This is a genomic window from Cohnella massiliensis (assembly GCF_900169535.1).
GTDB lineage: Bacteria > Bacillota > Bacilli > Paenibacillales > Paenibacillaceae > Cohnella > Cohnella algarum.
In genome coordinates this window covers 645,268-671,022 of record NZ_LT821258.1, presented here as the reverse complement: position 1 = coordinate 671,022, position 25,755 = coordinate 645,268, and the positions used below count along the sequence as shown (strand labels likewise).

Genomic DNA, 25,755 nt, shown 5'->3' with positions numbered 1-25,755 from the left:
GGAAGCCGCATGGTCGGATCGCCGCAATCGCGCATTGTTCACAAGTCGTTTCGGTATTTCGCGCTTATCGCCGGATGTTTCGTCATGATTTATCCCGTCGTCTGGCTGTTCGGCAATTCCATTAAAAGCAACGAGGATTTTATCGGCGGCGGCCTGTTCCCGAATCATTTCGTCTGGGAAAATTACGCTCTCGGGTGGAATGCGATACCCGGTTACACCTTCGCGCATTTTTTCTGGAACTCGTTCTTTATCGGGGGGCTGTCGGTCGTCGGAACCGTCGTCTCCAGCTCCGTCGTCGCGTACGGGTTCGCCAGGCTGAATTTCCCGCTGAAAAACATGTGGTTCGCGATCCTGATGCTGACGCTGATGCTGCCGACCCAGGTGACGCTCGTACCGCAGTATATTTTATTCAAGCATCTCGGCTGGATCGGGACGACGCTGCCGCTGGTCGTGCCTCACTTCGTCGCGGCAAGCCCGTTTTTCGTCTTTCTGATCATCCAGTTCATCCGCGGGCTTCCGCGGGATCTGGACGAATCTGCCAAAATCGACGGCTGCTCGGTCGTCGGCATCGGTGTCCGAATTCTGCTCCCCCTCTGCGCGCCGGCGCTGGTGACGACCGCCTTGTTCTGCTTCATCTGGTCCTGGGACGACTTCCTGGCGCAGACGATTTACCTGACCGATACGGCCAAGTTCACCGTTCCGCTCGCCCTTCGCCTGTTCATGGACAACAGCTCCGAGATCACGTGGGGTCCGATGTTCGCCATGTCCGTTCTCGGCATCGTGCCAAGCTTCGTCCTGTTCGCGATGGCCCAAAAGCATTTCGTGGAAGGCATCGCCACGACGGGGCTCAAATAATCGCCGGGGCTCCTTTTTATAAGACAATCATTTATAATGTTAATTAATTTAACACGCGGGTGGTTGCTTATGAAGAATCCGTTCAAAGTGTTTTCGTTCCGTTATACCTTCTTCTTCTCCTTCCTGTTTTTCTCCCTGCTGCTTATCGGGGTGATCGGGGCTGCCAGCTATACGATCACGACCCAGGAGACGGTCAAGCAGATGATCGCCTCCCGGAAGCTGCTCCTTGGCGAAATCAACAAGCAGCTCGTCAACCAGATGCAGGTAATCGAAAACGATTCGCTCGCGCTCAGCAGCAATCCGAAAATCATCCATTATTTGAACGGAGCCGGGGAGCCGTACGAACGGGTCCAGCAGAAAAGGGATATTCTGGACCAGATCAGCCGCCTGAGCTATATCAAGGAGGGCGTGCACTCCGTCGAGCTGTACAGCCGCACCATCGAGTCGACCGAACGCTTCGGCACGAACGCTCTGTACAACTATGCGGAATTCGAGGAAAACGACTTGTACAGTCAGACGAAAAACGCGGACTACAGCTGGCTCGGCGCCCATGAAGCCCGGACCGGCACGGACGAGCCGGACAACCGGGTCATCAGCTTCGTCCGCAAGGTGACGGCCATCTCGGGCAAGGAGGTCGGCGTGCTTGTCGTCAACATGAAGCTGGCCTACGTAAACAAGCTACTGTCCGGCCAGCTCCCCGACGATTCGCGCTACGTGATCGATTCGTCCGGCCGGCTGATTACGGAGGTCGTCAGCGGCGACGAGAATTCCTTCGCGAACGGCGACGCGAATGCGCGGATTACCCGAATATTGAGCGAGGCGAACCCCGACCGGTTCGCCGTTTTCTCTTCCGGGCGGAAGATGCTGCTCATCTGGGACAAGCAGCCGAATTCCAGCTGGATCGTAGCGGACTCCATCGCCTGGAACAATGTTACCCAGGCGAGCCGCAAGATCAAGAACGTCATTCTTCTCGCGGCCGTGGCCTGCACGGCGCTCGCGATCGGCATGGCCTGGCTGCTTTCCCGCCAGTTCGGGGCTCCCATTCGCCGTTTGATCCAGGATGTCTCCCGAATCAAGAGCGGCCGGCTGGACATCCGGATCCGGAACGATTACCAGAATGAATTCGGCACGCTGAACGACAGCATCGACCTGATGATCCGGCGGATTCGGGACCTGCTCGCGGAAGTGAACGAGCAGAACCGGCGCAAGCGGGAAGCCGAGCTGCAGATGCTTCAGGAGCAAATCAATCCCCATTTTATCTACAACACGCTCGACATGATCAACTGGCGCGCCATCGAGCGCGGCGCCTCCGACATCAGCAGAATGCTTTCCCTGCTCGGAAAGATGCTGCGGCTGGGCTTGTCGAAAGGGGCGGCCTTCATTCCGATCGGCAGCGAGCTGGAGTATCTGGGCTACTACAGCAAGCTTCAGTCGATCCATTTCGGGCCGAAGGTGCGGATCGACATCCGCATCCCGGAAAGCCTTCACCCGTACATGGTTCCGAAGCTGCTGCTGCAGCCCTTCATCGAAAATTCGCTTATTCACGGGATCGACCGGGCAACGGGAGGGACGATCGTCGTGACGGCGGAGGAGAAGGACGCGGATATCCGGTTCCGGCTGACCGACGACGGCAAAGGAATCGACGCCGGGGAACGCTACGACCAAAAGGCGCTGAACGGCAGCGGCATCCAGAACGTCCGGGAGAGAATCCGGCTGTACTTCGGCGATCCATACGGAGTCGAGATCGACAGCCGCCCGGACCGGGGAACCGTCATCGACATTCGGATTCCGAAAGTATCGCGGGAATATCCACAATGGAAGGCGGAGGCGAAGGAAGCATGATCAAAGCCGTCATTATCGACGACGATACGGCTACGCTGAACGGGATGAAAAGATCGATCGGCTGGAAGCGCATGAATATCGAAGTCGTCGGCGTGGCCGAAAACGGCCGGGAAGGTCTCGAGTTGATCGAACGAACGCGGCCCGATCTCATTCTGACGGACATTTACATGCCCGTCATGGACGGCATCGAGATGCTGAAAAGGCTGCGCCGGTCGAACGCGGAGGCGGAGGTCGTCATTCTTAGCGGCTATGAGGATTTCAAGCACGCCCAGACCGCGTTCAAGCTGCGGGTGCGGGATTACGTGTCGAAGCCGGCCACCGTCGAGGAGATCGAAGAGGTCCTTGTCGAAGCTGCGGAGCATATATTGGCGAGCGGCCGCGCGCGGCGGGAGGAAAGGGAACTGCGCGAGCTGCTCGAGTACAACCGGGCTTCGGCGCGCAGGCAGCTGTTCAAGGAGCTGCTGGAGCGCGGGCAATCGCAATTGGCCGGAGAGGGAGGCGTTGCGGATTTGGGCGTCCGCCTGACGGCAAGCGTTTTCGGCGTCGCCGTCCTGGAGTGTTTCAGGCGCGGAGAGCGGGGACCGGCCGATTCGCACGATTGGCCGGCCCTCTTTTCCCGCGGCGCCCGGGCCGTCGAAGAGACGGTCGCCGCGATGAAGGGCGTGTATGTCGCGGACGTTCAGTTGAACGCGCTCACCCTGATCGTAACCGAGAACGCGGCGGCAAAGCCGGAAGCCGTGCTGAAAAAGGCCGCCCAGGCCGCCGGGAAGGCCATCGAATGCATGGAGGCGGCGCTCTGCGCAAATGCGCGAGCCGCGATCGGCCCTGTCGCCGAATCCGCCGACAGGATTCCCTTCGCCTATCGGGAAGCGATGAAGCTCATGCGGGAAGGCATGTACGTAGCCGGGCGGAAGATCGCGACTCCCGGCGATGTCCCCGTCAAGCGAAGGACCCAGCCTCCGCGGACGATCGAGAGCTGCCGCCGCATGGCCGACGCGGCCATGCAAGGCCAAAGCGAGCTCGCCCGCCAACAGCTCGAGAGCTGCCTGGCCGAGTTGTCCGCCCTGCCCGGACTTAGCGTCGCCATGCTCCGGGAGGCCGCCATCGAATTCATCGGCGTCGTCGCCGTCGCGCTTTACGAGCATGGGCTGAAGATCGACGACTTGCACCTGAACCGCAATCCGTATGCCGGATTGGAGCGGCTTCGCTCTATGGAGGATTTGGCCGTTTTGATGGAAGAGATCGTGCAATCGGTATGTCAGGTCATGGCGAGAAGAGCGTCCGCCAAACACCGAAAAACCGTCGATTTCATCATCCGGTTCGTTCACGATCACTATTCCGAGGATATTACGCTGGAAATGATCGCGGACAAAGTGTTTTTGACCCGCAATTATTTGAGCCAGATTTTCAAGCAGGCGACGGGCGAGAACTACAACAATTACCTGACCAGGGTTCGGATGGAGAAGGCGAAGGAGCTGATGAAATCCGGGAATTACAAGCTTTACGAGATTTCGGCGATGGTCGGCTACAAGAACAACGCGTATTTCAGCCAGCTGTTCAAAAAAGTGACCGGCTTCAATCCTTCCGAACTGAATCAATAGAGTTTTACGAAAATAATTGTAGATTTGCATTATTTCTTCAAAGCCGGGCGAAGCTTATGATTTTGGTGTAAGGCAAATTAACATCAAATGAAAAAAAGGGGTGTGCGAGTTGGCGAAGGCAATATCGAAACTCAGCAAAAGAACCGTAACGGCGGCGGCCGCTGCCGTTCTGCTTGCCGGCGCGCTCGCCGGCTGCGGCGGCGGAGGCTCCGCGAACGGCGGGGCCGGCAGCACCGCTCAAGGCGCGGGAAGCGATCCGCAAGCGGCCGGCAAAACCGTCGAGCTGCGCTTCTCGTGGTGGGGCGCGCAAGAGCGGCACGACCGGACGCTCAAGATGATCGAGAAGTTCGAGGAGCTTCACCCCAATATCAAGATCGAACCGGAGTATTCCGCATTCGGCGCTTACCAGGAGAAGCTGGCCACGCAGATTGCGGGAAGCAATGCGCCCGACATCATGAGCATGAGCCTCATTTATATTCAAGGCTATGCGCAGCGCGGCGTTTTGAAGGACATGACCCCCTATGTCGGGAAGACGCTGAATACGGACGGGCTGAACCAGGAGCTCCTCGCCAACATGGGCACCATTAACGGCGAGCTTGTCGGCCTTCCCCTTAGCCAAAGCGCGTCGGTTCTGTTCTACAACAGCGAAATGCTGAAGCAGGCCGGCGCGGAGGCCCCGAAGCCGGACATGACGTACGACGAGTATTTCGAGCTGATGCGCGATTTGAAAGGCAAGCTCGGCGAAGGCAAGTACGGCACGAACGACATGGCCGGGCTGTTCGAAGCGTTCATGTACTACCTGTTCTCCAAGGGCGACGTTCTGTACAAGGACGGCCAGTTGGCCTACAAGGACGAGAATCTGAAGGAATGGCTGGAAATGTGGGACCGGGCGCGGAAGGAAGGCATCGTACCGCCCGCCAGCGAGACGGCCTCGTATCAGCTCGCCACTTACGATCCGGCCAAGGAGCCCATCCTCAAAGGAACGGTCGCGTTCGAGGGGCCGCTTTTCGTTCCGTACTACACGGCGATGGAAGGAATGCTGAAGGACAAGCTCGAGATGACGACGATTCCGCGCGCCAGCGGTTCGACGGGCACGGCCAGCGTGCTGCTGCCGGGAATCTTCCTCTGCATCAACGAGAACACCAAGCACCCCGAGGAAGCGGCGCTGTTCGCGGACTTCATGATCAACTCCACGGAAGCGGCCGACATTCTGGAGCTGGAGCGAGGGCTTCCGGACAATCGGAAAATGGTCGAATACCTGAAGCCTAAGTTTACGGAAGTCGACAACAAGATGCTGGATATGCTGACTTATATCGGCGACCATAACCCGGGCTGGTACGACGGCGGCCCGAAGGGGTCGGGCGAAGTAAGCCAACTGTTCGAGCAGATCGTTCAAAAGCAGCAGTTCGGCAAAGCGACCGTGGACGAGGTCGTCGCCGAATTCCGCAAGGAAGCGGACAAGGTTCTGAGCAAAAACGGGTAGGCGGCATGATTTTCCCCGGGCATGCCACGGGTCGCAAAAGGAGTTGTCCCAAAGGTCGTTAACCCGGCCTTGGGGACAGCTCCTTTTTTGGCGAAGCCTCCGCCCCCCGAATTTCGACGAAACAGAGTCTCTGGACATCCGTTCCCGCCCTGCAAAATTTGGCTCCCATCCGACCTGGAGAAGTCAACCGGCAAGCCTCCGGCATACCTCCGGCATACCTTACGGTATGGAGGCGAATGACATGGTATTTGCTTTGTTTCAGCTTGTCGGAGGCATCATTTTGGCGTTCGGCTGGATTCCGCAAATCGCGCAAATCCTGAAAACGAAATCGGTCCGGGATTTGAATCCGAAAACGTTCCGGCTTTTGTTTATCGGAATCGGCTTGATGGAGGTTTATGCCGTCCGGCTGGCGACCCAGGGGGTGGGCTACGCCTTTCTCGTTACGAACAGCTTGTCGCTGCTTCTGATGCTGTTTATTCTTGTACTCATCTTCAGGTACAGGAACACAATTCGCTAAATTCGTGCTATAATTTGGAAAGCAATAGAAGGCTTGCAAGGGCGGTCGGCTAATCTCCCGGAAGGGAGGTGATGCCTGTGTCAGTGTTCGAAGCGCTATCGCTAATGATCGCATTTGCGACGCTCGTGCTGCTGATCAAAAAGAAATAGACCGCCCTCGCCCAAAGGATGCGGTCTATTTCTGCCGTTAATTCCTATAAGCCACCGCCCTCAAGAGCGGCTATTGCAGAGGGAGTCGTGTTCGCCGCACGGCTCCTTTTACATCATAAGCCTTTTCTGCGTCAAGTATACCACCGAATCTTTTTCGTTTCAATCCACGCTTCACGCAAGAACCTCTTCATATTCGGCTCCCCGGACCCGGTTTCCGGCGCAAATTTTACAATAATGAGGATCTTCCGGAAAGCATCTATTGTATAATTGGGAAAAAGATCCGCCCGAAACGGAGGTTGGCGTCGCGTGACGAACGAATTTTTGAACATTGCCCATCGAGGCGCATCCGCCTATTGCCCGGAAAATACGATGGCCGCGTTCAAGCGGGCCATCGCGCTTGGAGCGACGGCCATCGAAACCGACGTGCAGATGACGTCCGACGGCCATCCGGTTTTGATTCACGACGAATCGCTGCAGCGGACGACCGGTTCGCCGAAGCTCGTGAAAGATGTGACGCTGGAAGAGCTGAAGCGGCTGGATGCCGGCTCGTGGTTCGACCCCTCCTTCGGCAAAGAAACGGTGCCGACGCTTGGAGAGCTGCTGGAATTGGTCAAACCGACTTCGCTGCAGGTGAACCTCGAGCTGAAAAACGGCGTCGTCGTGTACCCGAATTTGGAAGAGACGGTCATCGAGGAGATCCGCAAATACGGAATGAGCGACCGTATCATGATCTCCAGCTTTAATCATTATTCGCTGGTAAAGTGCAAACGGCTGGCGCCGGAAGTGCGGACGGGCATTCTCTATATGGAAGGGCTGTACGAGCCGTGGGAATACGCGGCGCGCGTCGGCGCGGAAGCCCTTCACGCGTTCCATTACGCGGTCATTCCGGAGTGGGCGGAGCAAGCGGCCCGGCGGGGAATCGTCTATTACCCGTTCACCGTCAACGAGCCGGAGGAAATGCGCAGGCTGCTCGCCGCGGGCGTTTCCGGCATCATAACCGATTACCCTGACCGGCTGGGAGAACTGCTCAAGGAGACGGAGGTTCAACGCGGGTGAAAAAAACGTGGCTGCTCGGCTTCGGTTTTTTTAGCATCAGCATCACGTGGGCGCTCTATAACGCGTTCGTTCCGTTTTTTCTCGACGAGTTTTTGACCAGCACTGCGATGATCGGCTTCATGATGACGATCGACAATTACTTCGCCCTGTTTTTGCAGCCGTGGATCGGCAACCGCAGCGACAAAACCGTATCCCGGTTCGGCAGGCGAATGCCCTACCTGCTGATCGGAATGCCGCTCGCCGCCTTGTTCGTCGTTCTCATTCCCTTGCATACGAGCTTTCTCACGCTGATTCTTTTTATGGTTCTGATGAATTTGGCGATGAGCCTGTACCGGTCTCCGACCATCGCGCTCATGCCGGACATTACGCCGGAAGCGAAACGAACGAAAGCCAACGGCATTATCAACTTTATGGGCGGCATCGGCGGCATTATCGCGTTCGGAGCCGGGTCGGCGCTGTACGGCGCGAATCCTTCGTTTCCGTTTATCGCCGCGGCCGTCATCACCCTGCTCTCGCTTTTCATCCTGCACCGGTACATAAAGGAAAACCGCGATTCCGTCGTTCCGGCGGCGGCCGAGCCCCGGCGCATCCGGCTGCGCGGCGAGCTGAACCGCACGACCGTCCTGCTGCTGGCGGCGATCTTTTTCTGGTTCGTCTCGTACCAGGGCGTCGAATCGCTGTTTACGTTATACGGGAAGCATCACCTCGGGCTGGAAAAGAGCGCCGCTTCGTTTTCGCTGACGTTTTTCTCGCTGTTTTTCGTGCTGTTCGCGATTCCGAGCGGCTGGCTCGGCAACCGGTTCGGCAAGAAAAAAACGATTCTCATCGGCATTTGCGGCCTGTTTCTCGTGTTCGCCGTCGTACCGCTCGTCGAGACGGTCGCGGTGCTGCGCTGCCTGCTCGCGCTCGGCGGCATCTTTTGGGCGTGCATCAATATCAACTCGTATCCGTTCGTCGTCTCGACGGGAACGGAACGGAGCATCGGCACGCGGACGGGCTTGTACTACTTGGCGTCCTCGCTGGCCGCGCTGTCTTCGCCGCCGCTGCTGGGCCTTGTCATCGACCGCTTCGGCTACGCCTCGTTGTTCGTTTGCGCGGCGGGCGGAATGCTGCTGGCCCTGTTGTTTCTCCTCATGGTCAAGCACGACGGCAAAACGGCGGGGGTGTCGCCGGATGCCGCCCGGTTCGAAGGGTAGCTTCGCGTTGCAGGCCGACGTATTCCATAGGGTCCCGTAAACCTTAAGCAAACAAAAACAGGCATCCGGTGCGGAGTTGCCTGTTTTTGTCGTCTTGTTACGGGGTGCCGTTCTCGTCGCTGTCCCGGAAGAAGAAGCCCGGAACGAACAGCTGGCCGGAAAGGGCAGGGCCATTGGCGAAAAGAGGCTGGCGTCGCTTCCGGCACGAAGGCTCCCGGTAACCGGTTTGCGAATCATATAAACTTCGAAGGAGGCACGTTGTAGTATTTTTTGAACGCTTTGGAGAAGGTGAACGGGTCCGGATATCCCAGCATGGCGGAGATTTCCTGAACGGAGTGCTTTTGCTGATAGAGATAGTCCCGGGCGCGGTTCATTTTGATTTGGTTCACGTACATTCCCGGCGTAATCCCGAGCGTTTTTTTGAAAAAGGCGATAAAATATTTCTCCGACATGCCCGCGATGCCGGCGAGCTCGTTCATGCGGATGGAGCGGTTCAAGTTGAGCTGAATGTGACGGAATACGGGCTCAAGGACCGCCAAGCTGCCGACGGACGGCTTGCGGCTCCGAACGCCGTCGCCGAAACCCGCCGGGCCAATCCCTTGGCCGCAGAGGCCGATGATTTTGGCGAGGACGATCGAGAGACAGCCTTTCAAGTACAATCGGGCGCCGGCATAGGCGGCAGAGGCCCGGGACTGATCGTGCGCACGAAGAAACATGCCGGCTTCCTCGCCAACGAGACCGCCCGGCCAAATGCCGGCAAGCCGAAAATCGTCCAAAATCCGCAGCTGCTCCCCGAGACTGAATTCAAAATGCGCATAAACGAATCGGCACCCTTCGGCTTGCGTCATGGCCGTATACGGCATATGCGGATAAAAGAACACCAGGTCCCCGGGTCCGGCCACATATTGGCGTTCGCCGACCTGCAGCCGGACGATTCCTTCCCGGAGGAACCATAAATCGTAATCGTTGTGCGCCTTGCTTTCCAGCCAGTCTTCGCCATGGATTTCTTCGCGGCAGGAGCTGACGCGCAGCGAGATCCATTCGGACAGCTCGTCGAACAAGCCGATATGAGGGGGCATTTCGCGAGCGCCTCCTTACCTTGCAGCATGCCATTCATAATTCGATTATACAGCAATCTTGGAAGCGGTTAAATCATCATACTATTTGACAGGAAGTCGGTACTCCCGCATATTCAACCTTTTTCGCCCCGTTTGTACAATGATGCTATCACCATACGAAGGGATGAGGATAAGGCAATGAGTGCGGCTCAACACCCGAAAGTGGTCGTCATCGGAGCGGGAAGCTTGTTTTTCGGACGGCAGTCGATTTGGCAAATGGTTCATTCCCCTTACTTGAACAAAGGCACGCTGGCGCTGGTCGATACGGACGGGGAACGTCTGGACAAAATGGTCCGGCTCGCGCGGATGGTCGCCGCGGACAACGGCGTCGAACTTAAAGTCGAAGGCTCGACCGACCGCCAGGAGGTGCTGCCGGATGCCGATTTCGTCGTCCTCAGCTTTGCCGAGGACACGGTGAAATATCGCGGAATCGATTGCGCGGTTTCCGAAAAGTACGGCATCCGCATGTGCTCCGGCGATACGATCGGCCCCGGCGGCATCTTCCGCGCCATGCGGGAGCTGCCGGCCATTATGGATTGCGCGCGCGACATCGAGGCCATCTGTCCGGAGGCGTGGGTCATCAACTATATCAATCCGTCGACCGTGCACGGCATCGCGCTCGCCCGATACGCCCCGAAGCTGAAGAGCTTCGCCCTGTGCGACTCGCACCATATGCCGCACAAAAAGCTGCATTACGCGCTTCGCGCCGGCATTATTAAGGATAAATCGGAATATACGCCGGACGTGGACGCCAGGTTCGACTTCCGCGTTGCCGGGGTGAACCACTTTACGTGGCTGCTGAAAGCGGAATACGAGGGCCGGGACGTCATGCCGCAAATCGGCGATTCCTTGAAGCGGGACGCGGAGACGGCGACGCTCGGCGGCGACACCGGAGCGAAGGCGCTCCATAACGACGCCATCGGCTACCAGCTTTACGAAATTTTCGGCTATGTGCCGACGTGCGTGGCGCACACGAAGGAGTATGTCCGCTACTGGCAGGGGCTCGGAAAGCTGAAGGACGCGATTCCGCCCCTTTCGATCTGGGAAACGGAGGACCGTTACCGGAGACACGAGGAAATGTGGGAGCAGGTCGACGGCTTTCTAAGCGGGAAGACGCCGATTGCCGAATATATGAATTCGTTCGGCCCGGATCATGCGACCGATATTATCGAAAGCATGGTCGGCGGACTCGGCAAGCCCTTCTTTATCAACACGCTCAACCGGGGCGCGGTCTCCAACATGAACGACGACGCCTTCCTCGAGCTGTTGTGCGAGGTGACGATGGACGGCCCGAAGCCGCTCCCGGTCGGCGAAATGCCGCGCGGCATCCGCGGCATGCAGGAGCTCGTGCTGGATACGCACGAGCTGACCGCGGAAGCGGTCGTGCAGCGCAGCCGGGAAAAGCTGCGCCGGGCGATGCTGACCGATCCGCTCGTCAGCTCCATCGCCGACGCGGATCGGATCATCGACGAGCTGTTCGAGCTGGAGAAGGACGCGCTGCCGCAAGAGTGGTTCGAGCTTGCGAAATCCTGAACGGGCGGCGAAAGGCATTTTACTCAAAAGGAATCCCGCTGCAGCAAGGTTGTCCTCCGGGGCAGCCTTTTTTTTATTTCCCGAAGTTTTTACGTTCGCCAAACATTGCGTTAACCCAATTCGGTTTCACTTGAACGATGATCTTGCTACCATTATGGATATGAACAAATTAATCAAAAACGAGCAAATGTCCAAACGAGAGGTGAACACAAACAAAAGGAGCTGCTTCGGACATCGCCTGATTTCTCATCGCTCACTTCCCCGACGTATCGGTCCACGACAAAAACTTACTGAAAAGAGGATTGATTTCATTGAAGCACGCGTTGAAAAAATGGTTATCCGTTTCGCTGATTCTGACTTCGCTCGCCGGTCTTGCCGCCTGCGCCGGCAGCGAGAACGGGCAGCCGTCCGTATCGCCGTCCGCCGGCAGCGGAGGAAGCGAATCTTCCCCGGCGGCGACCGAAACGGAACCGGTCGGCAAGTACGAGCCGGCGATCACCGTTACGATGGGAAGAGACCAGTTGACCAATACGACGTTCCGCGAAGGCGATTCCCTGGATAACAACATCTGGACGCGCGAGTTAATGGACGAATACGGGATCCAAATCAAAAATCTTTGGGTAACGGATTCCGCGGGTTATTGGGAAAAACTGAACCTAACGATTTCGTCTGGCGAGCTTCCGGACTTCTTCCAGGTGCGACCGGCGCAATTAAAAGAGCTGCACGAGGCCGGCATGCTGGCGGACTTGACGGAGCTGTACGAAACGCACGCGACGCCGCTGACCAAGGAGAAGTTGAACGAAGACGGCGGGGTCGGCTTGCAATCCGCGACAATCGACGGCAAACTGATGGGTCTTCCGTACGTGACGGCCGCCATCGACAACTCGACGATGCTGTGGATCCGCAAGGATTGGCTTGACAATCTCGGGTTGTCCGAGCCGCAATCGATGGACGACGTCATCGAAATTGCCAGAGCGTTCAAAAACGACGATCCCGACCAAAACGGGAAAAACGATACGACCGGGCTCGGACTGACCCAGGATCTTTTCGGGGCGGGCGGCGGGCTGGCCGGATTTTTCAACGGCTTTCACGCGTATACCAACATTTGGATAGAGAATGAAGCGGGCGACGGTTTGGTCAACGGTCTCGTGCAGCCCGAAATGAAGCAGGCGTTGGCCAAACTGCAGGAGATGTACAAGGAAGGCTTGCTCGATACGGAATTTTCGGCCAAGTCCGGCATCGGCGAAGATGTCATCGCGGGCAAAGTCGGCATGTTTTTCGGAACGATGTCGCAGCCGCTCAATCCGCTGCAGCAAACGATGGACAAGGATCCGAGCGCCGATTGGCAGTTCTATCCGATTCCGAGCATTGACGGGGAGCCGGCCAAACCGCAAGTTTCCTACAATCCGCCCGTCTATTTCGTCGCGAGCAAAACGGCCGAGCACCCGGCGGCCATCGTCAAGATGATGAACTTGTTCGCGGAGAAGTTTTTCGGCGAGACGGCCGACCCGCAGTTCAATTATGACGGCGAGCATCATTCCCACAAGTATCAGGTCGTCCGCACTTACGGCGCAAAGAAAAATCTGAACAACCATTTGCAGATCAAAGAAGCGTTCGAAACGGGGAGCGCGGAGAAGCTCAATCCGGAGCAGCAGGAGCATTACAAGCAAATCCAGGATTTCAACGCGGGCGACAAGAGCATGTGGAAGTACGCGAAAATTTTCGGTCCGGAAGGATCGTTATCGCTTGTCAACCGTTACATCGAGCAAGATTTGCTCTATTCCGACCGGTACGTAGGATTGCCTACGGACCTGATGGTGGACAACGGGAGCATTCTGAGCGATTTGGCCGCGACCGCGTTTACGAAAATCATCATGGGCGAGCCGATCGAAAGCTTCGACAAGTTCGTAAAAGAATGGAACGACCTGGGCGGCGCCGCCATCACGCAGGAAGTCAACGGCTGGTATAAAAATTCGCAGTAACCGAATGCGGCGGATGGAGGGAAAAGGCCGTTCTTTCCGTCCGCCCCATGGATATTAAGCTCAGGGAGAGTCGATAGAGTTGCGCTGGACGTTGCACCTGATGATTGTCCCGGGATTGATCGTTTTGTTTATTTACCAGTATCTCCCCATGTTCGGCTTTGTCATGGCGTTTCAGGATTTCAAGCCGGCCTTCGGCATTTCGGGCTCCGAGTGGGTCGGTTGGGACAATTTTACCTATGCGTTGAACCTTCCGAACATTTCGCAGGTCGTTTGGAACACCTTCTATATTTCCGTTCTTAAAGTGATCGCAAGCCAAGCGTTTCCGATCGCCGTTGCGATTTTGCTGAACGAAGTGCGAATGATGCTGTTCAAACGAACGGTGCAAACGCTGATTTATTTGCCGCATTTTTTGTCCTGGATCATCATGGGCGGCATTTTGGTCGATATTTTGTCTCCCTCGAAAGGCATCGTAAATCAATTTCTGGGGCTGTTTGGCGCGGAGCCGATCTTTTTTCTCGGAGACGCGGATATTTTCCCCTACGTGCTCGTTCTGTCGGATTTGTGGAAAGACTTCGGCTTCAATACGATCGTTTATCTCGCGGCACTGACGAGCATTAACCCTCATCTGTACGAAGCCGCCGTTATCGACGGGGCGAACCGGTGGAAGCAAATTCGGCACGTGACGCTTCCCGGGATGGTGCCGATCGTCGTGCTGGTCGCGACCCTCAGCCTTGGCAATATTCTGAACGCCGGCTTCGACCAGGTATTCAATCTCTACAGTCCGTCCGTCTACGAGACCGGCGATATTATCGATACGTTGGTCTACCGTACCGGCATTTTGCAGGCGAAGTACGCCTTGGCGACGGCGATCGGGCTGTTCAAGTCCGTCGTATCGTTCGTTTTGATCGTCGTCTCGTATGTTCTCGCCTACCGGATCGCAAACTATCGAATTTTCTAGAGGGGAGGCCATGCCATGGTGCAAAACCGGTCGTTGTCCGCAATTATTTTTCATGTGTTCAACTATGCGTTCCTCGGGGTTATGGCCTTGCTGTGCGTTCTCCCGCTCGTTCATGTATTAGCCGTGTCGTTCAGTTCAAGTACGGAAGCCGAGGCCGGGCTGGTCTCCCTGTGGCCGATCGATTTTACGGCGGATTCGTATCGCTACGTGCTGAATAAACCCGAATTTTTCAAATCGTTGGGCGTGACGCTGCAAAAGGTGTCTCTCGGAACCGCGCTGAACCTTCTGCTCGTGATCCTGCTTGCTTACCCGCTGTCCAGGGAGACGAAGGAATTCCCGATGCGCACGTTCTATGCGTGGGCGATCGTCTTCACGATGCTGTTCAACGGCGGCCTCGTTCCGACCTATATGGTCGTCCGGGAAACGCAAATCATGGACACGATCTGGGCGCTCGTGCTGCCGGGCGCGATTCCGGTCTTCCACGTAGTCATGCTGCTTAATTTTTTTCGCGGCATTCCGAAGGAACTGGTCGAAGCGGCCCATATGGACGGGGCCGGCCATTGGACCGTTCTGCGGAAAATCATGCTCCCGCTGTCGATTCCGGCCTTGGCCACTCTGCTGCTGTTCAACATCGTCGGCCATTGGAATTCCTGGTTCGACGGCCTGATCTATATGAATTCGCCGGAAAACTACCCGCTGCAAACGTATTTGCGAACCATCATCATCGAACTGGATTTCACGGCGCTCGGCGCGATGGATGCGATTCATCAGCTGGAAAACGTCTCGGAGCGAACGACCCGGGCCGCGCAAATTTTTCTCGGAGCGCTGCCGGTCATGCTCGTTTATCCGTTTCTCCAGAACTATTTTATGAAGGGCATCGTGCTCGGCAGCGTTAAAGGATAATCGCAACAATTTCATTCGACTCGAGGTGGCGGACATGCAAGGGAGAATAGACGATTGGGCGGCCAAATGGATCTGGAGCGCCGGGGAAGAAAGTCCGCGAAACGAATGGCGGTGCTTCCGCAAGGAATTCGAGGTGCCCGCCGGCGGGTGGGACGAGGCGCGTTTGTTCGTTACGGCGGATTCCCGGTACGTGCTGCACGTCAACGGGGAGCAGGTCGGCCGGGGGCCGGTTCGCTGCTGGCCGTTCGAGCAATCGTACGACGCCTACGACGTTGGGCATTTGCTTCGAAAGGGACGGAAAAATACGGTTGCGCTGCTCGTCATGCATTTCGGCATATCAAACTACTATTATATTCGCGGACGGGGAGGACTGCTGGCGCAGCTGAATTTGCTGGAAGCCGGCGCGTGCGTCGCCGTTCCGTTCGCCACGGACGAAAGCTGGAAGACGGCGCGGCATAGGGGGCAGGATCCGAGAGCTCCGCGGATGTCGTTTCAGCAAGCGTTCTCGGAGCGGATCGACGCAAGGCTGTGGGACGACCGGTGGACGGTATCCGAATATGCAGATTCGGATTGGGAGCGAGCGGCTATCGTCGGCCAGGCGGGATGCGCGCCCTGGGAGCGGCTTGTTCCGCGCGACATTCCGTTTTTGACGGAGACGGAACAATATCCGTCCAGGATCGAGGCGCTGAACGAAGTTCGGCCGATCGCCTGGACGAGTATCATCGATGCCCGCGCCCAAATGGCAGCAGAAAGCCGGGATAACGCCAACGCCTACGGATACGCGGGATACTTGGCTGCCATTGTGCAAACGGAGGAAGCGGCGCAAGCGACGTTCGGACTGACGTATCGTTCGCCGAACGTGCAAAGCCTCATTCTGAACGGAGTACGGCACCCGTATGAGCGCTTTGCATCCGGCCGGCTAACGGCGGAGCTGGAGGCGGGCGATAATTTGCTGATGATCGAGCTGGCCGGACACGATCACGGCAGGGGAGTCTTCCTCGGCATCGACTGCGACAAGCCGTTTGAGCTGTCGAGCCCGGCGTCGGCCGGCGATGGGTTCTCGCCGTTCGTTTCGGTCGGTCCGTTTCATTTGTACGAGTACATCGACCACCGCTACGACGAAGCTTCGCAGGCGAAGCACGCGGCTGCGATGCGTTGTGCCAAACGCGAACGGGAAGCCGCGGCTAACGACGAGGAACGGGAACTGTACGACCGATACGATCGAATCGGGCGCGCTCGAACGAGCGATGAATTAAACGGCCTGGGCGAGGCGCTTCGGCCGGTTCCGACCGGGCTGGTCGGCTCCGAATCCATCATCTCGCTCGCCTCGTGGCCCAAGCGGTCGACTGCCCGCTCCGTGCCGGCAGCGCTTCAGCAGGCGCTCGCGTCCGGCGTCGGTTCGGCAGAAATTCCCGTATACGGCGGAAACGACACGGAGGTCATCGTCGATTTCGGCCGCGAAGTTACGGGCTACCTGTCCTTTGAACTCGATGCGGGGGAAGGAACCGTCATCGATCTGTACGGCTTCGAATATATGCGGGACGGCTGGATTCAGCATATGCACTACCTGGAAAACTCGCTGCGCTACGTTTGCCGGGACGGACGCCAGAAATACGTCTCGCCGGTGCGCAGAGGCTTCCGCTACATCGCGCTTACCGTTCGGCAGGCGACCCGTCCCGTTCGCGTCTACGATTTCCATCTGAAATTAAGCCACTATCCGGTCTCCGAGATCGGCCGGTTCCAAAGCTCCGACGCCCTACTTAACGAAATCTGGAACATCAGCCGGCATACGACCAAGCTGTGTATGGAAGATACGTTCGTCGATTGCCCGTCGTTCGAGCAAACGTTCTGGGTGGGCGACAGCCGGAACGAGGCTCTGATCGCCTACTACCTGTTCGGAAGCGAGGATTTAATCAAGCGCTGCATGAACCTCGTGCCCGGTTCCGGCGTTCAGACGCCGCTTTTTGCCGATCAAGTGCCCAGCGGGATGAACAGCGTCATTCCGAACTGGACGTTCTTCTGGGCGATCGGGTGCCTGGAGTTTTACGAGCGCACGAACGACCGCGAATTCGTCCGGAACGTCTGGCCTCATGTCCGCCATACGCTGACGCATTATTCGGAGCTGTTGGACGAAAAAGGCTTGCTGAACATGCAGGGATGGAACTTCCTGGACTGGGCGCCGATCGACCAGCCGCGGGACGGGATCGTGTCGCATCAAAATATGTTTCTGGTCAAAGCGCTGCTGGCGGCATCCGAGCTTGCGTCGCTCGCGGAAGCCGGGGACGAAGCCCGGATCTTCCGCGAGCGGGCGGGAGCGCTGAAGGAGGCGATCAACCGCCATCTTTGGTCCGAACGGCACAACGCTTATTGCGACTGCATACACCGGGACGGCCGGGTATCGGATATTTACAGCATGCAGACGCAGGTTGTCGCGCTCCTCTGCGGCATTGCGTCGGGAGAGCGGCGATCGAAGCTTGCCTCCTATATGGTCGAGCCTCCCGAACGGTTCGTTCCGATCGGAAGCCCGTTTATGTCATTCTTTTATTACGAAGCGCTGGCGGCGATCGGGGAGGTTGAGCATCTCGTTTCGGACATTCGGAAGCATTACGGGCTCATGGTCGAATACGGGGCGACGGCCTGCTGGGAAATGTATCCGAAAGCCGGGAAAGACGGAAGCATCGATCCGAAAAACCTGACGCGCAGCCACTGCCACGCCTGGTCTGCCGCTCCCGGGTATTTTTTGGGAGCCTATGTGCTCGGAGTCAGAAGCGCCGCTCCCGGATGGAAAAAGGTCGTCGTGGAACCGCGCCCGTCCGGTTTGACCTGGGCTCGCGGCAGCGTTCCGCTGCCTGACGAGGGGCGTATCGACGTCTCGTGGCGGCTCGAGGGCGAGCGTACGTTAAAGCTGCGCATTTGGGCGCCGGCGGGTATTGAGATCGAAGCGCGTTTGCCAGACGGATACGAGGGGAGTATCGAAACAATTCCGATGGGGTGACCTCGATGACGACACAAGCACGGCCGACCGGCATCTGCTGGCAGGCTCACCGGGGCGGCGGAGCGCACGAAGCCCCGGACAATACGATGGCGGCAAATCGCTATGCATGGAAGCTGGGCGGCATCCCGGAGGCGGACATCCGCACGACCAAGGACGGAGTGATCGTCTGCCTGCATGACGAAACGGCGTCCAGAACGACGACCGCGCCTGCAGAATCGAAGGATAAGCCGATTTCGGCGTTGACCTTTGAAGAAACCCGCGCCTGGGATGCGGGAATCAAGTTTGACGCGAAATTCCGGGGAGAGAAGATTCCGGCGCTTGAAGAAGCCTTTTCGGAGATGCGGGGTCATCCGGAGCGAATGATGTATTTGGACCTCAAGGATGCGAACCTTGTTCATTTAGGGCGGCTGATCGACCGATACGGGGTGAACGGGCAACTTATTTTCACCCATCACCGCCAGGAAAATTGCCGGGAAATGAAGCGAATCGCCGACGGCGTGCGAAGCATGTTGTGGATCGGAGGAAACGGGGAGCAAATCCGACTGAAATTTGAGCAGGCGCTGAAGACATCGTTCGACGGTCTCGATCAGGTGCAGCTTCATCTGAACGAGAAGCCGGAGCGGGACGAGGAATGGCGCTACGAGCTCGAGCCGGATTTTCTGGCGTATGCCCTCCGGGAAGCTTCCCGCTGCGGGGTCGATCTGGAAGTGCTGCCGTTCGCCTTCGACAAACTCTCGATCCGCAATTTGCTGGATCTCGGCATTCGCTGGTTTGCGACCGACGAGCCGTCCCGATTTCTGGACGGGGTTCGCGCGTGGGACCGAACGTACCGATTTGACGACTTGCTTGGAAAGGCTGATGGAACATGAAAATTTTAGTGACGGCGCCGTTCTCGGAACCGGACTTGAAACAACTCGAAACGTTCGGAGACGTCGTATACCGGCCGTGGAAGGCGAACGGCCGCGAACATACGCCCGAACAGCTGGTCGACCTGCTGAAGGCGTCGCAGGCGAACGCGTTGATCGTCGAGCATGATCCGGTCAACGCCCGAGTGCTGGACGAAGTGAAGCTTGAATTTATAGGGGTATGCCGCGGCACCCCGTCCAATGTGGACGTTGCCGCCGCCGCCGAACGGGGAATTTCGGTCTACACCACGCCGGCCCGCAATGCCCAGGCGGTTGCCGAATACGTCATCGGGGAGCTAATTGCCATGCTGCGTAAATTCCGGCAAAGCAAATCCTGGCTTCTGGAACGGAACTGGACAACCTCCAGCCAAGAATCCTACCTGCAATTCCGAGGCTCGGAGCTGTGCGGAAAAACGGTCGGGCTCGTCGGCTTCGGCGGCGTCGGGCAAAAAATAGCCGGAATCCTGAAGCATTTTTCCTGCCGCATCCAATATTACGATCCGTTCTTGCAGGCATCGCCCGATCCGGATTATTCGGCGGTCGAACTCGAGAAGCTGTTCGAGACGAGCGATATCGTCTCGATTCATCTGCCTGTGACAAGCGATACGATCGGCATGATCGACCGCCGGCTTTTCGGCCTGATGAAGCCGGACGCGCTGTTCGTCAACAGCGCGCGGGCGGCCGTCGTCGATAGAGACGCGCTGTATGAGGCGCTGAAGGAGCGGAAGATCGGCGGCGCCGTCGTCGACGTTTTTTATTCCGAGCCGCCCGACGAAAGAGATTACGAGCTCATCGAACTGCCGAACGTATCGGCGACGCCCCATATTGCGGGAAATACGTTGGAGGTCGACAAATACCACGCGCAAATCTTGCTGAAAGCCTTGCATCAACGGAAATTGCAGCCCGAAGCGGTTAAAGGAGAATAGCCTTGCGGACGAAGCTTGCTTTTGTGGGAATCGATATCGGCACGCAAGGGGTAAGGGCGGCGGCGCTTCTGGAAAACGGCGAATTGTGTTCCGGCCAATCGTATCCGTTCGCCAAGCAAGACGCCGAGCTGATGCGGCGGGAACAGAATCCCGAACTATGGTGGCAGGCGGCGGTCCTGTGCTTGAGAAAGGTCGCGGCGGACATTCGGAAGCGAAGCGATCCGGTTCGGATTCACGGCATAACCGTTTCTTCCACTTCCGGAACGGTCATCCCGCTCGGCAAAGGATTTGCGCCGCTTCATCCCGCCTTGATGTACGGCGATACCCGGTCCGCCGAAGCGGCCGAATGGTGCAGCCGGATTGCCGGGCAGTCGGGCGAAGCCGGCGCGAGGTTTACCAGTTCTTACGGTTTGCCGAAAATCGTATGGTTTCAGCGGACGAATCCCCATCTTGCGGAGAAAGTGCAGCTGTGGGCGCACGCGGCGGATTTCATCGTCGGACGCCTCAGCGGAGCCTGGGGCGTTACGGATCATACGAACGGTTTCAAAACAGGATATTTGCTGGAACAGGAAAAATGGCCGGACTACATCAGTCGCGGGTTGGGCATTCCGGAGCATGCGCTGCCGAAGGTGGCACCGACCGGCACGATCGTAGGCCGCGTTTCGCTCCAGGCATCCGAATTGACCGGGCTGCCGGTTTCGGCTCATGTGACGACAGGGGTAACCGACAGCTGCGCGTCGCAAATTTCTTCGGGGGCGATCAAGCCGGGGGATTGGAATACGACCATCGGCACGACGTTGGTCTTAAAAGGGGTCACGAAGTCTCCGGTGGCGGACCGGCAGCACCGGATTTACAATCACAAGCATCCCGAAGGCTACTGGATGCCCGGCGGGGCGAGCAATACGGGGGCGGATTGGGTCGCCTTGGACTACTCGGACGAAGAGCTGGATCGGTTCAATCGGGCTGCGGCGGGGCTAATCCCGACGCCGTGGGCGGCGTATCCGCTCAAGCAGACCGGGGAGCGCTTCCCGTTCGTCGCCCCCGGCGCCAGAGGCTTCGAGCCCGCAGGACTGACGCCTTCGCAAACATTTGCGGCGAGAATGGAAGGCACGGCGTATATCGAGAGGCTGTCCTACTCGCTGATCGAGCGGTTATCGGGCGAAAGGGCAAGCCGGATTTACACGGCCGGCGGAGCGAGCAACAGCGCAACATGGCTTCGGATTCGCAGCCATGTTGCGGGCGTTCCGATCGTCAAAATGAAGCATGCGTCCGGGGCGGCGGGGGCGGCCATCCTGGCCGCTTCCAAAACGTATTTCGCGAACTTGACGGAGGCCGGGGAGCGCATGCTTGTCCCGGAAGCGCGTTACGAGCCCGAATCGGCTTCGCTGCGAGAACGTTACGAGCAGCTGTACGCGGCGTTTGTCGAACAACTCGAAGCCAGAGGTTATATGAAAGATTGGGAGGAGGGAAAGAATTGACGAGGCTGTATTTGATTCGGCACGGTGAAACGGAATGGAACCGGGCCAACAACCGCTTCTGCGGCCGTTCGGACGTGGAATTGTCCGAGGAAGGGAAGCGGCAAGGAGAAGCGCTCGCTTGCTGGCTGGAGACGAAAAATTTGGATGCTGTGTACGCCTCCCCTTTGAAAAGAGCCGTCGACACCGCGGCTTTCGTCGCTCGAAAAACGGGACTGGAAATCAGGCGGGAGTCGGGATTTTCCGAGATCGATTTCGGCATGTGGGAAGGATTAGTCCAATCGCAAATCGAACATAATTATCCGGAGGATTGGCGAAAATGGTTTGTCCGCCCGGACGATGCGCGGGCGGGCGGAACGGGCGAAACGGCTTCGCAAGTCGTTCGGCGCTACGGAGCGTGCGTTCGCGAGCTGTGCGTCAGGCATCCGCATGCGAACGTGGCCGTCGTGAGCCACAGCACGGCCATTCGGATTTTTTTGGCCTCCGTTCTGAACATGCCGCTGCGTGCCTATCGGACGCTGGTTTTGCACAATACGGGCGTCTGCGCGGTCGAGGCTTCCGCGGAAGGAACCTGCAAGCTTTTGTTGTTTAACGGCAAGCCGGAGCCGGTTGGAACGATCTAAATTCGAGAGATCAGAGGGAATGCCATGCAAGGAACGCCTAGAAAAGGCCAGCTTTCCAAAAGAAGCTTTCTGGAACGGGTAGCCCGGATGTATTACATTTTGGGCTACAACCAGCAGGAAATATCCGAGCAGCTCAATGTGGGGCGATCGTCCGTCGCGCGTTTTTTACAGGAGGCGAGGGACCAAGGGGTCGTTCAATTCCGGATTTCTTCGGATTTCGAAAGCTGGCGCTGCGAGTCGCTGGAATCCGAACTTGTCGGAGCTGCGGGGCTGAAAGATTGCGTCGTCCTGCGTTCGGACGAGCGGGCGGGCTTTTCGTTCGAAGCGCTGGCAAGCTCCTATTTGAACTCCGTTCTGCCCGATCGCGGTTCGGTCGGACTCGGATGGGGGCGAACGCTGTATGCGGTCGGCACTCATATGCACAGCTGCGACGCCCGTCCTGACCTCAAGCTGATTCAGTTGTCGGGAGGATTGGGGGCCAAGGAGGAGCTGGTTCCGGCGACTTCCGTCGTCCAGCAGTGGTCTCGGGCGCTTCACGGCAAAGCGCTGCTCCTGCCGGCTCCGGCGATCGTCTCGGCGATGGAGAGCAAAGTCCGATTTCTGGACGACCCCAGCGTTCGGGAAATTATGGAGGAGACGAAGCGCGTAAACGCCGCGATCGTCGGCATCGGCCATATCGGATCTGACGCCACCATTATTTCCGCGAATTTGGCGGCGGACTTGCATCCCGAACTGATGTCCTCCGGCCTGGCCGGCGACATTGCGTTTCATTTTTTCGATCGGAACGGCGTTTTTTCGGCCTACGAACGCCTGAGCGAGCGCGTCATCGGAATTACGCCCGAAGATTTTCTGAACATCGAGCTCCGAATCGGCATCGCGCACGGGTTGCAGAAAGTTCAAGCGATTCGGGGAGCGCTGCTCGGGGGTCTGATCGGCATTTTGATCACGACGGAAGAAACCGCGAAACATTTGCTGCCGGCCATTCGAAACGCCTGATTATAAATTTAGAGAAAAGGGACTTTCCTCGTTGCCGTCTGCGACGCCGGAAAGCCCTTTTTTTGCATGAATGCTTGCCGCTCAAACAACCCGCAGCCGCGAATGTGCCCGCGTTACAGCTTCTCCGATTCCGATGGTTCTCCCGGCCTTCCCGGCTCTCCATTCTCGAAAAATACGCCCGCCTTCAGGTTGTCGACGAAGCTTTGCAGCCAGTCGTAATACTGGGCGGCATGCCTCAGCTTGTGCAAATCCTCGAGACACAGCTTGCGCTCCTCCTCCGGCGTGCCGAGATCCAGAATCGCTTCCGACAGCTCCGGGACGGAAGCTTCGACGGCCTCGCGCATGATGTCGATTTCCCGCTGCAGCTTGGCCGCGAAAAAATTGCGGAACGTTTGAAAAAAATCCGTTTCCGCCCGGTACAAATCCTTCCGCTCGTCCTTCTCCTTCAGTTTGACGACCATTTGGGAGCCGAGCAGCGAACGGACCGCATAGCTCATGTTGCTTTTGCTCATGTTCATCCGTTCCTGCATTTCTTCCAGCGTCATCGGCCGATCCTCGAAAAACATAATTCCGTACAACTGGCCGAACGAGTAGTTTGCGCCGTACAAGTCCATCGTTTGCGCGATGGCGTCGATGACTTTGAATCTGAGCTCCTCGCGGCGCGTAGCGGGCTCTTTCATTTTTCCGGAAGTGGCCTTCTTCACGATGATCCTCCGCAAATCTGAATTTCGCTGAAAATTTTACATGAACTTGATCTTCGCTTCACGCAGCATTAACCATTCTCATTCCGAATGAACGTACAATAATTATTGAACAGAGAGGCCGAATCCTCATTTGCAACCTCAATTATAGCAAAAATTAAAAAAATATTGAATGGATAAAAAGGAGGAACTATGAAGCGTTCCCGGCTGATCGGAGATCTCAAGGCGCTGTCGTTCACGCTGCCGGCGATGATCCCGCTGACGATGTTCTGGCTGTTTCCGCTGGCCTACGTCATTTATCTCAGTTTCATGGAATGGGACTTCATGAGTCCCGAAAAAACGTTCGTCGGCCTGGACAATTATCGTTATTTGTGGCAGGACCCGAATTTCTACCAGTCGCTGAAGGTCACCTTTCTGTTTTGCGCCGGCAGCGTGCTGCCCATTATGGCCTTCGGTCTTCTGCTGGCCGTCCTGCTCGGAAACAAGCTCAAGGGCGGGGCGGTGTACCGGCTGCTGATGTTCTCTCCCTGGGTGACGCCGATGGTGGCCGTCTCGATCGTCTGGTCGTGGATTTACGAGCCCGAAGTCGGACTCGCCAACAGCATCTTGCGGTCGTTCGGGCTGGATGGCGTCCGTTGGCTGGAAGACCCGGCCTGGGCGCTCGTCGGCGTCCTGCTCGTTACCGTCTGGAAAGCGGCCGGCTGGTGCATGATTTTTTATCTGGTCGCGATTCGCCAGGTGCCTTCGGACTTGCTGGAGGCAGCCGAACTGGACGGAGCGGGGGCTTGGGGCAAATTCCGGCACGTGACGCTTCCGCTCATTTCGCCGACGACGTTTTTCCTCTTCGTCGTCCAGACGATCCAGGCGCTGCAGGCTTACGATCAAATCAACGTGCTGACGCAGGGCGGACCGGCCGGCACGACCCGCACGCTGCTCTACCTTTACTACCAATCGGCTTTCGATTCGTTCCGGATCGGCGAAGCCTCGTCCGTCGCCATGACGCTCATTTTCGGCTGCGTCGCCCTGTCCATTCTTTCCTTTTGGGCTGGTCGCCGCACCGTCCATTACTCCTAAGCGAAGGAGAGACGACATGCAAGCCTGGAAACGACTCGGACAAGCCGTCCGGCATCTGGCGCTGGCCGCGGCCGCGCTGCTTATGGCATTCCCGTTCTATTGGATGGCATCCAGCGCGCTGAAAACGAACGACGAGATTTGGCAATTTCCGCCTACGCTATGGCCGCAGGACCCGCTCTGGAGCAATTTCGGCGACGCCTGGGCCGCCGCGCCCTTCGCGCGCTATATGGCGAACAGCATCTTCGTCGCCTCCGCGATCGTCGCGATTCAAATCGTGAATTCCGCCATGATGGCTTACGCGCTAACCCATATGAAATTCCGTTTGAAGGGGGCGTTTACGGCCATCGTGCTGGTCGGGTACATGATTCCCGCCACCGCGGTCTATTTGCCGGGATATCTCGTCCTGAGCCGGCTGGGCCTGCTCGATTCGTACGCCGGGCTGATTTTGTCCAACTGCGTCAGCGTGTTCTCGATCTTTTTGATCCGGCAGGCTTTTCTTCAGGTGTCCCATGAACTGGTCGAAGCCGGACAAATCGACGGCGCATCCCACTTCCGCATTTTGTGGACGATCGTCCTTCCGCTGACCCGCGCGTCGTTCGCCGTGCTTGCCCTCATTACCTTTATCGAGCAATACAACAACTATTTCTGGCCGATGCTCATCACGAAAAATCCGGATTTGCAGCTCGTGTCGGCCGGCCTGCGCAGCTTTTTCGTGGAAGGGGGTGCTTACGGGCTCAAGTGGCCGCTCATTATGGCCGCCAGCGCGTTTACGATCGCGCCTTTGCTGCTTCTGTTTCTGCTGACGCAAAAGACGATCATCCGCAGCGTCAACCTGTCCGCGGGAGCCAGCAAGGGATAAGGGAAACA

22 protein-coding genes are annotated in these 25,755 nt (G+C 57.6%); 20 read left to right on the top strand and 2 right to left on the bottom strand.

What is annotated here, in order from left to right:
• Positions 1–9: 9 nt before the first annotated feature.
• The 8 genes from B7E11_RS12640 (at position 10) to B7E11_RS12610 (ending at position 8,699) form a co-directional block, all read left to right on the top strand.
• Complete coding sequence (locus B7E11_RS12640) at positions 10–855, top strand: carbohydrate ABC transporter permease (RefSeq protein WP_080834838.1); 846 nt, start codon at positions 10–12, stop codon at positions 853–855.
• A gap of 69 nt (positions 856–924) precedes the next feature.
• A complete protein-coding gene (locus B7E11_RS12635) occupies positions 925–2,697 on the top strand; it encodes a cache domain-containing sensor histidine kinase (protein WP_176220717.1) in 1,773 nt (590 codons plus the stop codon).
• Positions 2,694–4,298 (top strand): response regulator, encoded by a 1,605-nt coding sequence (locus B7E11_RS12630; RefSeq protein WP_176220716.1) that lies wholly within the window; start codon positions 2,694–2,696, stop codon positions 4,296–4,298. The genes B7E11_RS12635 and B7E11_RS12630 overlap by 4 nt, the downstream gene beginning before the upstream one ends.
• Positions 4,299–4,407: 109 nt before the next feature.
• A complete protein-coding gene (locus B7E11_RS12625; protein ID WP_080834833.1) occupies positions 4,408–5,781 on the top strand; it encodes an ABC transporter substrate-binding protein in 1,374 nt (457 codons plus the stop codon).
• Positions 5,782–6,022: 241 nt separating this feature from the next.
• Complete coding sequence (locus tag B7E11_RS12620; RefSeq protein ID WP_080834831.1) at positions 6,023–6,298, top strand: PQ-loop domain-containing transporter; 276 nt, start codon at positions 6,023–6,025, stop codon at positions 6,296–6,298.
• Positions 6,299–6,369: 71 nt separating this feature from the next.
• Positions 6,370–6,447 carry a putative holin-like toxin gene (locus B7E11_RS30965; RefSeq protein ID WP_425430067.1) on the top strand — a complete coding sequence of 26 codons (78 nt, stop codon included), beginning with the start codon at positions 6,370–6,372 and terminating at the stop codon, positions 6,445–6,447.
• Positions 6,448–6,753: 306 nt separating this feature from the next.
• Positions 6,754–7,503 carry a glycerophosphodiester phosphodiesterase gene (locus tag B7E11_RS12615; protein WP_080834829.1) on the top strand — a complete coding sequence of 250 codons (750 nt, stop codon included), beginning with the start codon at positions 6,754–6,756 and terminating at the stop codon, positions 7,501–7,503.
• Positions 7,500–8,699, top strand: a complete 1,200-nt coding sequence (locus B7E11_RS12610; RefSeq protein ID WP_080834828.1) for an MFS transporter — start codon at positions 7,500–7,502, stop codon at positions 8,697–8,699. The genes B7E11_RS12615 and B7E11_RS12610 overlap by 4 nt, the downstream gene beginning before the upstream one ends.
• 233 nt (positions 8,700–8,932) lie before the next feature.
• On the opposite strand, the gene B7E11_RS12605 is transcribed toward B7E11_RS12610, so the two are convergent.
• Entirely contained in the window at positions 8,933–9,778 is an 846-nt protein-coding gene (locus tag B7E11_RS12605) for a helix-turn-helix transcriptional regulator (RefSeq protein ID WP_080834826.1), read from the bottom strand.
• Between the two features lie 177 nt (positions 9,779–9,955).
• On the opposite strand from B7E11_RS12605, the gene B7E11_RS12600 reads away from it, so the two are divergent.
• The 10 genes from B7E11_RS12600 to B7E11_RS12555 all read left to right on the top strand — a co-directional run bounded on the left by B7E11_RS12600 (position 9,956) and on the right by B7E11_RS12555 (position 23,113).
• The gene (locus tag B7E11_RS12600) at positions 9,956–11,350 is read left to right on the top strand and encodes a family 4 glycosyl hydrolase (RefSeq protein ID WP_080834824.1); all 1,395 of its coding nucleotides are present in this window, start codon (positions 9,956–9,958) and stop codon (positions 11,348–11,350) included.
• Positions 11,351–11,661: 311 nt separating this feature from the next.
• On the top strand, positions 11,662–13,332 hold the full coding sequence (locus B7E11_RS12595) for an extracellular solute-binding protein (protein ID WP_080834822.1): 1,671 nt from the start codon (positions 11,662–11,664) through the stop codon (positions 13,330–13,332).
• Positions 13,333–13,432: 100 nt separating this feature from the next.
• Positions 13,433–14,290: an ABC transporter permease gene (locus B7E11_RS12590; RefSeq protein ID WP_080835542.1), complete on the top strand. Its 858-nt coding sequence runs from the start codon at positions 13,433–13,435 to the stop codon at positions 14,288–14,290.
• A 15-nt stretch (positions 14,291–14,305) separates the two neighbouring features.
• Positions 14,306–15,193 carry a carbohydrate ABC transporter permease gene (locus B7E11_RS12585; RefSeq protein WP_080834820.1) on the top strand — a complete coding sequence of 296 codons (888 nt, stop codon included), beginning with the start codon at positions 14,306–14,308 and terminating at the stop codon, positions 15,191–15,193.
• Between the two features lie 34 nt (positions 15,194–15,227).
• Positions 15,228–18,188: a family 78 glycoside hydrolase catalytic domain gene (locus tag B7E11_RS12580; RefSeq protein ID WP_080834818.1), complete on the top strand. Its 2,961-nt coding sequence runs from the start codon at positions 15,228–15,230 to the stop codon at positions 18,186–18,188.
• 5 nt (positions 18,189–18,193) lie between these two features.
• Entirely contained in the window at positions 18,194–19,057 is an 864-nt protein-coding gene (locus tag B7E11_RS12575) for a glycerophosphodiester phosphodiesterase (RefSeq protein WP_080834816.1), read from the top strand.
• Positions 19,054–20,019 (top strand): NAD(P)-dependent oxidoreductase, encoded by a 966-nt coding sequence (locus tag B7E11_RS12570; RefSeq protein WP_080834814.1) that lies wholly within the window; start codon positions 19,054–19,056, stop codon positions 20,017–20,019. The genes B7E11_RS12575 and B7E11_RS12570 overlap by 4 nt, the downstream gene beginning before the upstream one ends.
• 2 nt (positions 20,020–20,021) lie before the next feature.
• The gene (locus B7E11_RS12565) at positions 20,022–21,497 is read left to right on the top strand and encodes an FGGY-family carbohydrate kinase (protein WP_080834812.1); all 1,476 of its coding nucleotides are present in this window, start codon (positions 20,022–20,024) and stop codon (positions 21,495–21,497) included.
• Positions 21,494–22,117 (top strand): histidine phosphatase family protein, encoded by a 624-nt coding sequence (locus B7E11_RS12560; RefSeq protein ID WP_176220715.1) that lies wholly within the window; start codon positions 21,494–21,496, stop codon positions 22,115–22,117. The genes B7E11_RS12565 and B7E11_RS12560 overlap by 4 nt, the downstream gene beginning before the upstream one ends.
• Positions 22,118–22,141: 24 nt before the next feature.
• Positions 22,142–23,113 (top strand): sugar-binding transcriptional regulator, encoded by a 972-nt coding sequence (locus B7E11_RS12555; protein ID WP_080834808.1) that lies wholly within the window; start codon positions 22,142–22,144, stop codon positions 23,111–23,113.
• Positions 23,114–23,226: 113 nt separating this feature from the next.
• On the opposite strand, the gene B7E11_RS12550 is transcribed toward B7E11_RS12555, so the two are convergent.
• Positions 23,227–23,793: a GbsR/MarR family transcriptional regulator gene (locus B7E11_RS12550; protein ID WP_080835539.1), complete on the bottom strand. Its 567-nt coding sequence runs from the start codon at positions 23,791–23,793 to the stop codon at positions 23,227–23,229.
• A 213-nt stretch (positions 23,794–24,006) separates the two neighbouring features.
• Between B7E11_RS12550 and B7E11_RS12545 the strand changes: the two genes are divergently transcribed.
• Both B7E11_RS12545 and B7E11_RS12540 read left to right on the top strand, forming a co-directional pair.
• Positions 24,007–24,888 carry a carbohydrate ABC transporter permease gene (locus B7E11_RS12545; protein ID WP_080834806.1) on the top strand — a complete coding sequence of 294 codons (882 nt, stop codon included), beginning with the start codon at positions 24,007–24,009 and terminating at the stop codon, positions 24,886–24,888.
• Positions 24,889–24,904: 16 nt separating this feature from the next.
• Positions 24,905–25,747 (top strand): carbohydrate ABC transporter permease, encoded by an 843-nt coding sequence (locus B7E11_RS12540; protein WP_080834804.1) that lies wholly within the window; start codon positions 24,905–24,907, stop codon positions 25,745–25,747.
• Positions 25,748–25,755: the final 8 nt, after the last annotated feature.